Here is a 12,941-nt window from a genome sequence, read left to right as displayed (position 1 = left end):
CGCTGGTGAAGCAAGGGCGGAACCTTATGAAGAAAATTCTCTTGTCGGTTGGCGCAGGGCTGTGGGCAGTCCTGGTTGTTTCTGGAGTGGAGGCCTCTGCGGGCCACGATCAGCACGTTGCTGCGGCTGCCATGGGGCCGCCGGGTAAGGCATCCGAAGTGGCGCGCACCATTGAGATCAGCATGCACGATAACTACTTCGAGCCTGAAAGCTTCAGCGTCCGCGAGGGCGAAACGGTACGTTTTCAGATTATCAATCAGGGCGGCCTGGTGCACGAGTTCAATATTGGGACTGCAGCGATGCACGAACGGCATCAGACCGAAATGCTGATGATGGTGCAGCACGGGGTGCTGAAAGGCGACAAGCTGGATCGCAGCATGATGGAGATGGATATGGGCAACGGCCATACCATGAGGCATGACGATCCGAACAGTGTGCTGCTGGAACCCGGTGAACAGGCCGAGCTCATCTGGACCTTTGCCAAAGCGGCCAACCTGCAATTTGCCTGCAATGTGCCAGGCCACTATCAAGCGGGCATGCAGGGCGAGATTAGCCTGCAGTGAGCGGATGGGGTGGTTCAGTGATTGCGAAAAATACCTGAGGGGTAGAGGCGGATGTATATGCAGGTGATGCGGCAGGTGCTGCTACTGGTGTTACTGGCGCCGATGATGGCGCTGGGTGGTGAATACGCGTTGACGGTTGATCGGGTAATGATTGATGTCGGCAGCTTTCAAAAGCAGGGCATTGGCTATAACGGCGCCTCGCCGGGGCCAGTATTGCGGTTTAAAGAGGGGGAAGATGTCGTCATCAAGGTAACCAATAACCTGGACGAGATGACCTCGATTCACTGGCATGGTTTGGTTCTGCCGTTTCAAATGGATGGCGTGCCGGGTATCAGCTATGCCGGTATCGCGCCGGGCGAAACCTTTGTTTACCGCTTTCCGATCAAACAGTCCGGGACCTACTGGTTCCATAGTCACTCCGGATTTCAGGAACCGGATGGTGCTTATGGCGCCATCGTTATCGAGCCGCAGGGCCGGGAGCCCTATCGGTATGACCGTGACTACGTGGTGCAGCTCACCGACAAGCATCCGCACTCGGGCGATCGCATCATGCGCAATTTGAAGATGATGCCCGACTATTACAATCGCCAGCAGCAGACGGTCGCCAGTTTTTGGGCCGACAGCAAGCGCAATGGTATTGCCGCGACGCTGGATGATCGGCTGATGTGGGGGCAAATGCGCATGATGGCCGCTGATGTGGAAGATGTGCAGGGTTTTACCGGCCTGATCAATGGCAAGGGGCCGGAGCAGAACTGGACCGGGGTGTTCAATCCGGGTGAGCGAGTGCGGTTGCGGCTGATCAACTCCTCCGCGATGACCTACTTTGATGTGCGTCTGCCGGGCTTGAAAATGACGGTGGTGCAAGCCGATGGCAACAACGTGCAGCCAGTACAGGTTGATGAGTTGCGCATTGGTGTCGCTGAAACCTATGACGTCATAGTGCAGCCCAAGGATGACAACGCTTACACCTTGTTTGCCGAGTCCATGGGGCGTTCCGGGTATGCGCGTGGCACCTTGGCACCAAGAGCCGGAATGCAAGGCCCCATACCGGCGCTACGCCCAGCGCCGCTGCTGACTATGGCTGATATGGGCATGGCCCAAGGCAATATGGGCGGCATGGATCACTCGAAGATGGACATGTCGGGAATGCAAGGCATGGATCATTCGAAGATGGACATGTCGGGAATGCAAGGCATGGATCACTCGAAGATGGACATGTCGGGTATGCATGGCATGGATCACGCCAAGATGGTGATGGGCGACGCAGCGCTGCCTGCCGATCCCTTCTACGCTGCCGGCAGCGGTCTGCTTCCCAGTGCCTACAACGAGGGTAAGTTTCTGTCGTACGCAGACCTGCGGGCACAAAAACCCTTATACGCTGACCGCGAACCCACCCGCGAAATCGAGCTGCGCCTAACCGGCAATATGGAGCGCTATATCTGGTCGATCAACGGCGTGAAGGAGTCGGATGCTGAGCCCATCCGGTTGCAGTATGGCGAGCGGGTGCGCTTCAAGTTCGTCAACGAAACCATGATGACGCACCCCATGCACCTGCACGGCATGTGGTCGATTCTGGATGTGGGTGCGGACAAGTGGAATCCGGTCAAGCATGTGGTCAGTGTGGCGCCGGGCACCACCGTATACATGGAAACGGAAGTGGATGCGCCAGGTAAATGGGCGTTCCACTGCCACCTGTCTTACCACGCAGCAGCGGGCATGTTCCGCACAGTGATTGTAGAGGGTGGGCCGACCACCGCAGCCGGAGGTGCGCAATGAGAAAGGTCATGTTTGCCCTAGCAACCGGGCTGCTGCCAGCGCTACCGCTGCAAGCGATGGAAGCGCAAATGAAGCATTCGATGCACAGCGGCTATTTCTATGGCTTGCAGGTCGAGGCGTTGGAGTACCGCGCAGGTGATCGCGGCGAGGAGCTGGGTTACTGGAGTGCCGATGCCTTTTACGGCACCGACGATCTCAAGCTTCGCTGGATCTCCGAGGGAGAGTATGACTTCCAGGAGGAGGTTTACGAGACGCTGGAAAATCAATTGGCATTGCAGGTTCCGGTTTCCACCTTCTTTGATGCCAAGGCTGGGCTGCGCTTTGACACACCCGATGGACAGAATCGGCAGTACGCTTTTGTCGGGCTGGCTGGTCTGGCGCCCTATTGGGTTGAGCTGGATAGCAATCTGTATGTCAGCGATCGGGGCGTCCTGTCGATAGACCTGGATGCCGAATATGAAATCCTGCTGAGCAATCGTCTGATATTAACGCCCTCCGCTGAGCTCGACGCGGCCTTTTCGGATGACGAAGAGGTTGGTGTAGGGGCCGGGCTGAGCAGCATGGAGCTGGGCCTGCGCTTGAGCTACGACCTGATAGACCGCAGCGTTTCGCCCTACGTTGGTGTGGTCTACGAACGCAGTTTCGGGCGCACTGCAGATTTTGCCACTGAACATGGCGAGCCTGATCAGGCTTGGTTTGCAGTGGCTGGCGTGCGCCTGATGTTCTAGCTGGCAGCGGAACAGGGCAGGCGCAAAGCGGGTCGGAACAACCAAGAGGCGCTTCCATCGGCGTCTTGATTGACCAGTGATGCTCCTGTTAGTCGCCCGGCTGATATCGCCAGCGGTAACTGCAGTTTTGATAGCTGACAAAGCGAGGTGAGGTTATGACGGATCAACAACGCGACGCAAAACTCTATCGCATGGTAATGAAAAACCATCTTTGCCCCTTTGGGCTCAAATCTCTCGACCTGCTCAAGCGCGAAGGTTTTCAGGTGGAAGATCATTGGCTGACAAGTCGCGAAGAAACCGATGCTTTCAAGCACCAACACGATGTTGATACCACGCCGCAGACTTTTATCGATAACCAGCGCGTAGGGGGTTATGACGATTTGCGCCGCTATTTTGGCAAGTCGGTAAAGGATCCGGATGCAGTGACCTACCAACCGGTAATTGCGGTCTTTGCCACAGCGGCGCTAATGGCGCTGGGGTTCAGTTGGGCTGCGCTGGGCACTGTCTTCAGTGTGCGCGCGTTGGAATGGTTTGTGGCCATCTCGATGTGTGTGCTGGCGATACTCAAACTGCGCGATCTGGACAGTTTCTCCAACATGTTTCTGGGCTATGACCTGTTGGCCCAGCGCTGGGTGCGATATGCCTTTATTTATCCCTTTGGCGAAGCGCTGGCGGGTATTTTGATGATTGCTGGCGCCCTGCTGTGGCTGGCGATTCCGTTGGCATTGATTATTGGCAGCATTGGAGCTGTATCGGTATTCAAAGCGGTCTATATCGACAGACGAGAGCTCAAATGTGCCTGCGTGGGGGGCGATAGCAATGTACCCCTTGGCTTCATCTCCCTCACCGAGAATCTGATGATGGTCGGTATGGCTCTCTGGATGTTGATCAAGCTGGGGTAACCCGTCAGAGACCACTTCGCGCCGCCGCGCGGGAGACGCTACCCTCGCGTCCGCCCGCTGAGCAGGGCTATTTATTTTGCAAATCCGCCAGCATCGCGGTGGCGAGCGCCTCGGCAACCTTGATGCCGTCTACCCCTGCCGAGAGAATGCCGCCGGCATAGCCAGCCCCCTCGCCAGCGGGGTAAAGGCCACGCGTGTTAAGGCTTTGCAACGAGAGATTATCGCGCTTGATGCGCACTGGCGATGAGGTGCGAGTTTCGATCCCGGTGAGTACCGCATCATGCCGGTCGAAGCCGCGAATTTGTTTGCCAAAGGCCGGCAAGGCTTCGCGAATCGCGTCAATCGCGTAGGCTGGTAGCGCTTGCGCCAGGTCGCCTAGCAGCACGCCCGGTTGATAGGATGGCTGAACTTCACCGAGGGTGCTGGAGGCCTTGCCGCGGATAAAGTCGCCAACCAGCTGGCCGGGCGCGCAGTAGTCGCTGCCGCCCAGCTCATAGGCACGAGACTCCAGTTTCTCCTGCAGCTCAACGCCAGCCAGCGGGCTGCCGGGGAAGTCCTGCTCGGGATGAATGCCCACCACAATGCCGGCATTGGCATTGCGTTCATTGCGCGAATATTGGCTCATGCCGTTGGTGACCACGCGCCCAGGCTCTGAGGTCGCGGCCACCACCATGCCGCCCGGGCACATGCAGAAGCTGTAAACCGCCCGGCCGTTCTTGGCGTGGTGTACCAGCTTGTAATCAGCCGCGCCCAGCTCCGGATGGCCGGCGTATTTGCCGAGCCGCGCCTGGTCGATCAGCGATTGCGGATGTTCGATACGAAAGCCGACGGCGAAGGGTTTGGCCTCAACATAGACACCACGCTGGTGCAGGGTGCGGAATGTATCGCGCGCGCTGTGGCCCAGCGCGAGCACTACGTAACGGCTGCGCAGCTCTTCACCGCTGCTTAGCTGCACGCCTTCGATGCGACCGTCGTTGATGATGAAATCGGTAACGCGGCTATCAAATCTTACTTCGCCACCGAGCGCCTTGATTTCTTCGCGCATGCTCGACACTACGCCGGTGAGGCGGAAGGTGCCGATATGCGGCTTGCTGACGAACATGATCTCCTCAGGCGCGCCGGCGCGAACAAACTCCTGCATGACCTTGCGACCATAGAACTTGGGGTCCTTGATCTGACTGTAGAGTTTGCCGTCAGAGAACAGGCCCGCGCCGCCTTCACCAAACTGCACGTTGGATTCGGGTGACAACACCTTGTTGCGCCACAGTGCCCAGGTATCTTTGGTGCGGCTGCGCACGTCTCGTCCGCGCTCCAGCACTATGGGCTTGAAGCCCATCTGCGCCAGGGTGAGGGCGGCGAACAGGCCGCAGGGTCCAAAGCCGATGATCAGCGGGCGCTCGGTCAGCCCCTCTGGTGCCTGGGCAACCGGATAGTACGCGGTGTCCGGCGCGGGGCGCACGTTGCGGTCGTTGGCAAAGCGCTTGAGCACCGGCGCTTCGTTGTCCAGCGTGGCATCAATGATGTAGACAAAGGTGATTTCGCTGTTCTTCTTGCGCGCGTCGTAACTGCGCTTGAATACGCTGAAGTCCAGCAACTGGGCATCGTTGATTTTCAGGCGCGCCACAATGGCCGTGCGCAGGGCATCAGCGGGGTGGTCGAGGGGCAATTGCAGTTCGTTTATGCGGATCATGCTTGGGGTCCTGGCCGGTGACTCCGGCAGAGGTAATGTCAGGGAGGCGGCATTTTCGGCTGCAGCCGCAAGCCGCGTAGTTTACCTTTGGCGTACCAGGCTGTCATGCCCACCGCGCCGCCGTCCGCGGCAATACGCGGGTTGGCTGCAACCTCAGGTTACAGCCCATACTGAACTTGCCTGCCGCGTCGGGGCCAAAAAATCAGGTACACAATCAGAGCGCAACGCTTGCGCACCAGCAGGAGGCTTGATGAAAGCGGAAACCTATCGTGAGTTGATCGAATGGACGCAGCATATGCATGGCCAGCTCGCCAAGTGCATGGAGGCCGGTGCCGTATCGGGCGAAAGCTCGGAGCGTATGCGCTGGTTGCTGCAATATCTGGCGGACCACGAGCGCTGTATGCAGCAGATGGTGGCGCGCTTTGAGCAACAGGCCGACATCAATGTGCTCGATAGCTGGGTGTACGACCATTTCACCGATAACCCTCGCACGCGGACGCTGGATGTTGAAGAGAGTTTTGCGGGCCTGGATTACGACGCCATCTGTACTCGGGTATTCGATCTGCACAACGATGCGCTGGACTTGTACCGTTATCTCGAAGGCCGCGCGGAGACGGCTGGCGGTCGCGAGCTGATGCAGGATTTGCTGGCCATGGAGCAGCACGAAACCCTGCGCCTGGCCGAGCAGGCGCAGCGCGCACAGGAAATGTGACAAGGGAGTGCGAGGGCGATATGTGGCTACAAAAGCGCATCAACCTTAAGGCCCGCCAGCGCGGGTTTCATCTGATTGACCAGGAAATACTCGCAGCGCTGCCCGAACTCGGCTCGGTGCGGGTCGGTTTGTTGCATCTGTGGTTGCAGCACACCTCTGCCTCGCTGACGGTGAACGAGAACGCCGACCCACTGGTACGTGAAGACTTTGAAGCTTTTTTCCGGCGCGCCGTAGCGGATGATACCCCTTACTTCAAACATACCTATGAAGGCCCGGACGACATGACTGCGCATATCAAGTCGAGCCTGCTGGGTGTGCAGTTGAGCATCCCGGTGAGCGACGGTCGCCTGGCTATGGGCACCTGGCAGGGCATCTATCTGGGCGAGCACCGTGTGCATGCCGGCGGTCGCCATCTGCTGGCCACTCTGCAGGGCGAGTAAGCGCACCGCAATGGTGTAACTGGCTTTTTCTGTTGAAGGTATCCGCGAGACGTCCGGCGTGCAGACCGACCTTGATCAGTTGGCGCGCCTGACTGAGGGCGCGACCCTCTAGCACAGGCAGCAGCGCGCAAATATTTTCTGCGTGGGGGCTAGCCAAATCACCCTGATGCGCTATATATAGCCTGTTTTCCCTTGGGAGGGTGTGGGGCATGAGCGATGATATGGACGATGATCTGGACGGCGTTGAAGACACCGAGGTCAGCGATCAGCTGGATGACAGCGACGACGATTCCGACGGCGAGGTAGCGGCCAGCAAACCGCGCAAGAAGAATGCGCAACCGGAGGAGCTGGAAAGCGCTTCGCTGGAAGCCAAGGAACGTGAGCGCGAGATGTTGGCACGGCAGATGGAAGAGTTTTTGTCGCGTGGCGGCAAGGTGCAGGAGATCGACTCCAACGTGGTGTCCGATCCACCGCGTAAGCCTGACAACAAGTACGGCAGCCGCCCTATCTAATACCCCGTGTCCCCGCCTTGACAGCACCGCCTTCCGGCGGTGCTGTCGGTTCAGCGTTGCGCGTATTTGATGTAGCGGTTGAGCCAGGGTGGAATTTCGCTTAGGCAGCGTACCTCACCGTGCGGGCGGGGTTGCTGTGGCCATGCCTTGCCCTGCGGGTTGAACCACAGTGTGTGCATGCCCACATCAAGCGCACCCTGAATATCGTCGCCGGGGTGGTCACCAATATGCAGTGCCTGGGCCGGCTCCACGCCGGCGGCCTGCAGTGCCGCGCGAAAGGGCGCAGCATCGGGCTTGCTCAAACCGACCTCGTCGGCTGAAACGATGATCTTGAAAAAGCGATCCAGCCCCAGACGGCGCACATCGGCATTACCGTTGGAGATGCTCGCCAGCTGGTACTGCCGCGACAGCAATTCCAGCACCAGCTCGGCGTGCGGGAAGTACTCCAGCTGGTGGCGCGCATCGAGGAACACCTTGAAGCCCTGCGCCGCCAGCTCACTGGCCTGCTCGTCGCTGTAGCCGGCCTTGCGCAAACCCAGCTCCAGCACGGCGATGCGCAGCGGCGTTACGCGGTGGCGCAGCTCGGGCTGCGCCGCCAGCACCTCATCACGCAGGGCTTTGCGCGCTTCCGGGCTGAGCTGTTTGGTGTACTGCGCTGCGTTCTTCTCCAGCCAGCGCAGCAGCACCTGTTCGGCGGCGGCGACCACGCTCTCGGTTTCCCACAGGGTGTTGTCGAGGTCGAAGGTAACGAGTTGAATCATTCGGTATCCGCTTTGCGTTTGGCGCGCGGGTGGGCCTTGTCGTAGACCTGCGCGAGATGTTGAAAGTCCAAGTGGGTGTAGATCTGGGTGGTGCTGATGTCGGCGTGGCCCAGCAGCTCCTGCACGGCGCGCAAGTCGCCGGAGGATTCCAGCATATGGCTGGCGAAGGAGTGGCGCAGCATGTGCGGGTGCAGGTGCTGACCGATACGCTCGACGCCACGGCGGCGCACTCGCAGCTGAATGGCTCTGGGCGTGAGCCGGGTGCCGCGTTGGCTGACAAACACCGGCTGTGCTGCCCCGGGCAGGGCGGGGCGCACGGCCAGCCAGGACTGCAGCGCGGACCTGGCCATGCGCCCTACCGGCAACAGGCGGGTCTTGTTGCCCTTGCCGATAACTCGGACCTCACCTTGCTGCAGGTCCAGATCGGCCACGTCCAGTCCGGCCAGTTCGGCCAGGCGCAGTCCGGAAGAATAAAACAGCTCCAGCATGGCCTGGTCACGCACTTGCAGCCAGTCCGGGTCGCCGTTGTCGTCGAGCAGCCGGCCGGCCAGGTCGGCATCCAGAGTCTTGGGTAGCTTTTTGCCGACCTTGGGTGCGCGCAGGTCCAGCGCCGGATTGAGCTGACAGCGTCGTTCGCGCAGCAGGTAGCGGTAAAAACTGCGAATGGCGCTGAGCTGGCGTTGCAGGCTGCGCGGTGACAGGCCCTGTTGGTGCTGCTGGGCCACGTAGTGGCGCAACTGCTGTGCGCTCAGTTGATTCCAGTCAGACAACTGGCGTTGCTGGCGAAACAACAGCACCTGTTGCAGGTCGTGGGCGTAGGCTTCGAGGGTGCGCGGCGACAGCTGGCGCTCGGTGCGCAGGTGGCGCAGAAAGGCGTCGATGTCGCTGTCGGTTGCCGGCGCCGTCGCGGCACCGGCCGGATCAGGCGGGTGCTTCATCGGCCAGCGGACGTTGGCGCAGCAGAATACGGGCCAGGGCATCGGCCACATAACCGAGGAACAGCGTACCCGTGGCGCTACGGTACTGGTGCGGATCTTTGCTGCCCAACGCCAGTACACCGTGCAACCCCTGATGGCTGATCGGTGCAAAGGCGGTAGAGGCTACTTCTTCGGCGGATTCACCAAACAGAAAGCGCAGCTCGTCCGGGCGCAGTGCACCGCTGACCGGTTTGCCGTTGTCCAGCAGGTGGCCGATGGCCTCCTTGGCGGCGGCGTGGGTGACGCAGTGGGCGTTGGAATAACGATCGGCTTCGGTAAACAGGATCAGGCAAACGTAGGGCACCTGAAAGTCGTTGCGCAGACTGTCTTCCAGGCTGGCGACCACCTGCTCAAGGCTTTGCGCTTCGAGCATGCCAAGAATCAACCGACGGCTCTTGTCGAACAGCCGGTCGTTCTCGCGCGCGGTGTCCATCAACTGATTGAGCCGATGGCGCACGTCGATATTGCGCTCGCGCAGCAGCTTGACCTGCCGCTCCACCAGCGACACGGCCTGACCGCGCTCGTGGGGAATGATCAGGTCGGCCAGCAGTTCGTCGTGCTCGGCGAAAAAAGCCGGGTGACGGCGCAGGTACTCGGTGACCTGCTCGGCATCGATTTCATCGCTGGGGTGCGGCTGTTGCTCGCTCATACGCGTATCTGTCCTTCGTAGACCCGGGTAGCAGGGCCGGTCATCAGTACGGGTTGGCCGGGGCCGGCCCATTCGATCTGCAGGTTGCCGCCCGGCAGTTGAATCTGTACCGGGGAGCGTAACAGACCCAGGCGGATGCCGGCGACCGCCGCGGCGCAGGCGCCCGTGCCGCAGGCCTGGGTCTCGCCCACGCCGCGCTCGAACACCCGCAGCCGCGCATGCTCGGGGTCGATCACCTGCATGAAACCGGCGTTGACCTTGCGCGGGAAGCGCGGATGCGCCTCAATCTGCGCGCCCAAACGTTCCAGCATGCCGTTGTCGATGTCGTCGACCAGGGTGACGCAATGCGGGTTGCCCATGGAAACCGCCGAAACCATTAGCTGCTCGCCCGCCACTTCAAAGGGATATTGGGCAGCTTCCTGCTCGGCAATAAAGGGCACCTCGGCCGGTGCAAAGCGCGGCGCGCCCATGTCGACCGTGACCTGGCCATCACGGCGCACCCGCAGGGTAATGGGGCCGCCGCTGGTTTCCACGTGGATGACTTTCTTGGCGGTCAGGCGCTTGTCCTGCACGAAGCGCGCAAAGCAGCGTGCGCCATTGCCGCACTGCTCTACTTCGCTGCCATCAGCGTTGTAGATGCGATAGCGAAAGTCGGTATCCGGGTCGCTCGGCGGTTCGACCACCAACAGCTGATCGAAACCGATGCCGGTGTGGCGGTCGCTCCACTGGCGAATCTGCTTGGCTGACAGCTGCGCGTGCTGGGTGACCAGGTCGATGACCATGAAGTCGTTGCCCAGACCGTGCATCTTGGTGAATCGCAGCAGCATGTCAGTCCTCGGGCAGCAGGCGCTCGCCGGCTAGCAGTTCGGCAACCGTCTCGCGACGACGCACCAGATGGGTCTGTTCACCGTCTACCAGTACTTCGGCGGCGCGCGGACGGGTGTTGTAGTTGGAACTCATGACAAAGCCGTAGGCGCCGGCGGAACGCACCGCGAGCAGGTCGCCCTCGGCCAGTGCCAGCTCGCGATCCTTGCCCAGAAAGTCGCCGGTTTCACACACGGGGCCGACGATATCCCACGGCTGCGCGGCCACGTCGCTGCGCGGCTTGACCGCGTCGATCCCCATCCAGGCGCTGTACAGGGCCGGGCGAATCAGGTCATTCATGGCGCCGTCGATGATGGCAAAGTTCTTGTGCTCGGTCGGTTTGAGCAGGTTTACCCGGGTCAGCATCACGCCAGCGTTGGCCACGATGGAGCGGCCCGGTTCGAACAGCAGGGTCAGATCACGACCGGCCAGCGCCTCGCGTACCTTGGCCAGATAGGCGCCAGGGCTGGGCGGCGCTTCGTCGCGGTAGGTCACGCCCAGACCGCCGCCCAGATCCAGGTGGCGAATCTGAATGCCTTCTGCCGCCAGCCCGTCGATCAATTGCAGCAGCCGCTGCAACGCATCAATGAAGGGGGTGTCGTCGGTCAGTTGCGAGCCGATGTGACAATCCACGCCACAGATCTCGATGTGGCTCAGTTCGGCCGCACGGCGATAGACGGCGGGCGCCTGGGCGATATCGATGCCGAACTTGTTTTCCTTCAGCCCGGTGGAGATGTAGGGGTGCGTCTTGGCATCAACATCGGGATTCACTCGCAGCGAAATGGGCGCCTTGACGTTGAGTTCGGCTGCCACCTGCTGCAGCCTTTCCAGCTCGGCGGCCGATTCGACGTTGAAGCAGTGAATGCCGACCTCAAGTGCGCGGCGCATCTCGGCGGCGGTCTTGCCCAGGCCGGAGAAAACAATGCGCGAGGGCTCGCCACCGGCGGCCAGTACACGCTCCAGCTCGCCTCCGGAGACGATGTCGAAGCCGGCGCCCTGGCGGGCCAGCAGGTTCAACACGGCCAGGTTGGAGTTCGCCTTGACGGCAAAACAGACCAGGTGCGGCACGCCCTGAAGGGCGGAATCCCAGGCCTGGTAGGCCTGCTCGATGGCGCTGCGCGAGTAAACGAAGCAAGGGGTGTCGTACTCGGCGGCAATCGCAGATAATGCGACCCCTTCGGCGTACAGTTCGCCGTGGCGGTAATCAAACGCGGTCATGGGTGCATCACTTCTCGGTCGGTTCCTGGATCAGTTCTTCCTGCGCCGGCGTCGGCGGCTGGCCTGAGACGTCTTCCGGCAGATAGAGCGGACCCTTCTGGCCGCAGCCAGCGAGTACCAGCAGGCCTAATAGAAGTGCGCTGATATGCTTCATGATGGAATCCTTACAGGTAGAATATGCGGCAGTATACCCAGCCACCCGGCTCGGTGCATCAGCAGCCGCTCAGCGGGCGCGCTGTTGCGCTGTGTTGAGCCGGCGGCCATTAACAAGAGAGAGACCCATGCAGGACATGAGTGAAGCGGAATTCCATCAGCAGGTAGATCGGATACAGGATCTGATCGAGCATGCGGTTGACGACTGCGATCTTGATCTGGACATGGAGCAGGTGGAAGGTTCGTTGGTCCTTATGCTCGCCGATGGGCCGCGCCTGGTCATCGGCCGCCAGCCGGCGTCACGCGAGCTTTGGCTGGCGACCCCGGATGCCACGCTGCACTTTGGTTATCAGGAAGATAACGGTTGGCAGCACGATGGCGGCGAAGGCTCGCTGGCCCAGGTGCTGTCTGCGGTGCTGGAAGAACTTACCGGCGACGAGGTCGAGCTCGAACTGGACGAAGACGCCGCGTGAGCGAGCGTGGACGCCAGCCCTCGCCCTGCGTGCGGCAATGTTGCCTGGATGGTGACGAGTGCCTGGGCTGCGGCCGCGTGATGAGTGAGATTCTGGAGTGGGCCAATGCTGCCGATGCTCGGCAGCAGCAGATAATAGCGCTCGCCGTCGAGCGGCGCGCGCTGCGCCAGCAGCGTACGGCCGGACGCTAGCGCGGCTGGCAACTATTGGCGCAGCAACCACGCCGCCAACCTGCTAAAAGCGCCTGCAACCCCTGCACTACGGCGCCTCCATCCCACTGCGCAATAACTTGCACAGCGCTGCGCAACATCCTGCGCAACTTTGCGTGATCGACCTCACAAACGGCTTTTTCGTCCCTTGTTCGATAATCCCAATTCTTTGATTTAAATGCGTTTTTCATTTCTGGCACAGCGCTTGATTGTCATTGGTCAACCGGATCAACCGGCAACCCCATTTCAAGCAAGGAGAGCAGCATGCCAACACCCGCGTATCTGACCATCGAAGGCACCAAGCAGGGCCTGAT

Annotated in this window: 16 protein-coding genes; 9 read left to right on the top strand and 7 right to left on the bottom strand. The window is 60.7% G+C overall.

The annotated features are described in order from the left end of the window. The first annotated feature begins 26 nt into the window (after window positions 1-26). The 4 genes from V7747_RS18115 (at window position 27) to V7747_RS18100 (ending at window position 3,969) form a co-directional block, all read left to right on the top strand. The gene (locus V7747_RS18115) at window positions 27-563 is read left to right on the top strand and encodes a cupredoxin domain-containing protein (RefSeq protein WP_335617393.1); all 537 of its coding nucleotides are present in this window, start codon (window positions 27-29) and stop codon (window positions 561-563) included. A gap of 57 nt (window positions 564-620) precedes the next feature. Further along, window positions 621-2,339: a copper resistance system multicopper oxidase gene (locus V7747_RS18110; RefSeq protein WP_442909300.1), complete on the top strand. Its 1,719-nt coding sequence runs from the start codon at window positions 621-623 to the stop codon at window positions 2,337-2,339. Window positions 2,340-2,347: 8 nt separating this feature from the next. Further along, window positions 2,348-3,067: a copper resistance protein B gene (locus V7747_RS18105; protein WP_335617392.1), complete on the top strand. Its 720-nt coding sequence runs from the start codon at window positions 2,348-2,350 to the stop codon at window positions 3,065-3,067. A 155-nt stretch (window positions 3,068-3,222) separates the two neighbouring features. Next, a complete protein-coding gene (locus tag V7747_RS18100; protein WP_335617391.1) occupies window positions 3,223-3,969 on the top strand; it encodes a glutaredoxin in 747 nt (248 codons plus the stop codon). 67 nt (window positions 3,970-4,036) lie between these two features. On the opposite strand, the gene V7747_RS18095 is transcribed toward V7747_RS18100, so the two are convergent. Continuing rightward, window positions 4,037-5,659, bottom strand: coding sequence for an NAD(P)/FAD-dependent oxidoreductase (locus V7747_RS18095; protein ID WP_335617390.1), 1,623 nt, complete (start codon window positions 5,657-5,659; stop codon window positions 4,037-4,039). A 250-nt stretch (window positions 5,660-5,909) separates the two neighbouring features. Here V7747_RS18095 and V7747_RS18090 point away from each other — a divergent pair, with 250 nt between their 5' ends. The 3 genes from V7747_RS18090 (at window position 5,910) to V7747_RS18080 (ending at window position 7,323) form a co-directional block, all read left to right on the top strand. Further along, complete coding sequence (locus V7747_RS18090; protein ID WP_335617389.1) at window positions 5,910-6,371, top strand: ATPase; 462 nt, start codon at window positions 5,910-5,912, stop codon at window positions 6,369-6,371. Window positions 6,372-6,391: 20 nt separating this feature from the next. Beyond that, on the top strand, window positions 6,392-6,811 hold the full coding sequence (locus tag V7747_RS18085) for a secondary thiamine-phosphate synthase enzyme YjbQ (RefSeq protein ID WP_335617388.1): 420 nt from the start codon (window positions 6,392-6,394) through the stop codon (window positions 6,809-6,811). A 209-nt stretch (window positions 6,812-7,020) separates the two neighbouring features. Further along, the gene (locus V7747_RS18080; RefSeq protein WP_335617387.1) at window positions 7,021-7,323 is read left to right on the top strand and encodes a hypothetical protein; all 303 of its coding nucleotides are present in this window, start codon (window positions 7,021-7,023) and stop codon (window positions 7,321-7,323) included. Between the two features lie 50 nt (window positions 7,324-7,373). Here V7747_RS18080 and V7747_RS18075 read toward each other — a convergent pair whose 3' ends face one another. Genes V7747_RS18075 through lptM form a run of 6 tightly spaced genes read right to left on the bottom strand, consistent with a single transcriptional unit; the run spans window position 7,374 to window position 11,946 of the window. Beyond that, the gene (locus tag V7747_RS18075; protein ID WP_335617386.1) at window positions 7,374-8,084 is read right to left on the bottom strand and encodes an HAD family hydrolase; all 711 of its coding nucleotides are present in this window, start codon (window positions 8,082-8,084) and stop codon (window positions 7,374-7,376) included. Beyond that, complete coding sequence (gene xerC, locus V7747_RS18070; protein ID WP_335617385.1) at window positions 8,081-9,022, bottom strand: tyrosine recombinase XerC; 942 nt, start codon at window positions 9,020-9,022, stop codon at window positions 8,081-8,083. The genes V7747_RS18075 and xerC overlap by 4 nt, the downstream gene beginning before the upstream one ends. Next, window positions 9,006-9,710 carry a DUF484 family protein gene (locus V7747_RS18065; protein WP_335617384.1) on the bottom strand — a complete coding sequence of 235 codons (705 nt, stop codon included), beginning with the start codon at window positions 9,708-9,710 and terminating at the stop codon, window positions 9,006-9,008. The genes xerC and V7747_RS18065 overlap by 17 nt, the downstream gene beginning before the upstream one ends. Beyond that, a complete protein-coding gene (dapF, locus tag V7747_RS18060) occupies window positions 9,707-10,537 on the bottom strand; it encodes a diaminopimelate epimerase (protein ID WP_335617383.1) in 831 nt (276 codons plus the stop codon). Before dapF ends, V7747_RS18065 begins: the two co-directional genes overlap by 4 nt. A 1-nt stretch (window position 10,538) precedes the next feature. Continuing rightward, window positions 10,539-11,792, bottom strand: a complete 1,254-nt coding sequence (gene lysA, locus V7747_RS18055; RefSeq protein ID WP_335617382.1) for a diaminopimelate decarboxylase — start codon at window positions 11,790-11,792, stop codon at window positions 10,539-10,541. A gap of 7 nt (window positions 11,793-11,799) precedes the next feature. Then, window positions 11,800-11,946 carry an LPS translocon maturation chaperone LptM gene (gene lptM / locus V7747_RS18050; RefSeq protein ID WP_442909297.1) on the bottom strand — a complete coding sequence of 49 codons (147 nt, stop codon included), beginning with the start codon at window positions 11,944-11,946 and terminating at the stop codon, window positions 11,800-11,802. A 127-nt stretch (window positions 11,947-12,073) separates the two neighbouring features. Between lptM and cyaY the strand changes: the two genes are divergently transcribed. Further along, a complete protein-coding gene (cyaY, locus tag V7747_RS18045; RefSeq protein WP_335617381.1) occupies window positions 12,074-12,418 on the top strand; it encodes an iron donor protein CyaY in 345 nt (114 codons plus the stop codon). Then, window positions 12,415-12,609, top strand: coding sequence for a DUF1289 domain-containing protein (locus V7747_RS18040; protein WP_335617380.1), 195 nt, complete (start codon window positions 12,415-12,417; stop codon window positions 12,607-12,609). Before cyaY ends, V7747_RS18040 begins: the two co-directional genes overlap by 4 nt. Window positions 12,610-12,941 lie beyond the last annotated feature (332 nt).

It is taken from the genome of Halopseudomonas sp. (assembly GCF_036960865.1).
Lineage (GTDB): Bacteria > Pseudomonadota > Gammaproteobacteria > Pseudomonadales > Pseudomonadaceae > Halopseudomonas.
The sequence above is the reverse complement of the archived record's forward strand: the minus strand, read 5'-3'. Positions and strand labels throughout refer to the sequence as shown.

Excerpts from the sequence above, each read along its gene's own strand:
- V7747_RS18115 (WP_335617393.1), top strand. The coding sequence starts at position 27 with ATGAAGAAAATTCTCTTGTCGGTTGGCGCAGGGCTGTGGGCAGTCCTG.
- V7747_RS18110 (WP_442909300.1), top strand. The coding sequence starts at position 621 with ATGCAGGTGATGCGGCAGGTGCTGCTACTGGTGTTACTGGCGCCGATG.
- V7747_RS18105 (WP_335617392.1), top strand. The coding sequence starts at position 2,348 with ATGTTTGCCCTAGCAACCGGGCTGCTGCCAGCGCTACCGCTGCAAGCG.
- V7747_RS18100 (WP_335617391.1), top strand. The coding sequence starts at position 3,223 with ATGACGGATCAACAACGCGACGCAAAACTCTATCGCATGGTAATGAAA.
- V7747_RS18095 (WP_335617390.1), bottom strand. The coding sequence starts at position 5,659 with ATGATCCGCATAAACGAACTGCAATTGCCCCTCGACCACCCCGCTGAT.
- V7747_RS18090 (WP_335617389.1), top strand. The coding sequence starts at position 5,910 with ATGAAAGCGGAAACCTATCGTGAGTTGATCGAATGGACGCAGCATATG.
- V7747_RS18085 (WP_335617388.1), top strand. The coding sequence starts at position 6,392 with ATGTGGCTACAAAAGCGCATCAACCTTAAGGCCCGCCAGCGCGGGTTT.
- V7747_RS18080 (WP_335617387.1), top strand. The coding sequence starts at position 7,021 with ATGAGCGATGATATGGACGATGATCTGGACGGCGTTGAAGACACCGAG.
- V7747_RS18075 (WP_335617386.1), bottom strand. The coding sequence starts at position 8,084 with ATGATTCAACTCGTTACCTTCGACCTCGACAACACCCTGTGGGAAACC.
- xerC (WP_335617385.1), bottom strand. The coding sequence starts at position 9,022 with ATGAAGCACCCGCCTGATCCGGCCGGTGCCGCGACGGCGCCGGCAACC.
- V7747_RS18065 (WP_335617384.1), bottom strand. The coding sequence starts at position 9,710 with ATGAGCGAGCAACAGCCGCACCCCAGCGATGAAATCGATGCCGAGCAG.
- dapF (WP_335617383.1), bottom strand. The coding sequence starts at position 10,537 with ATGCTGCTGCGATTCACCAAGATGCACGGTCTGGGCAACGACTTCATG.
- lysA (WP_335617382.1), bottom strand. The coding sequence starts at position 11,792 with ATGACCGCGTTTGATTACCGCCACGGCGAACTGTACGCCGAAGGGGTC.
- lptM (WP_442909297.1), bottom strand. The coding sequence starts at position 11,946 with ATGAAGCATATCAGCGCACTTCTATTAGGCCTGCTGGTACTCGCTGGC.
- cyaY (WP_335617381.1), top strand. The coding sequence starts at position 12,074 with ATGCAGGACATGAGTGAAGCGGAATTCCATCAGCAGGTAGATCGGATA.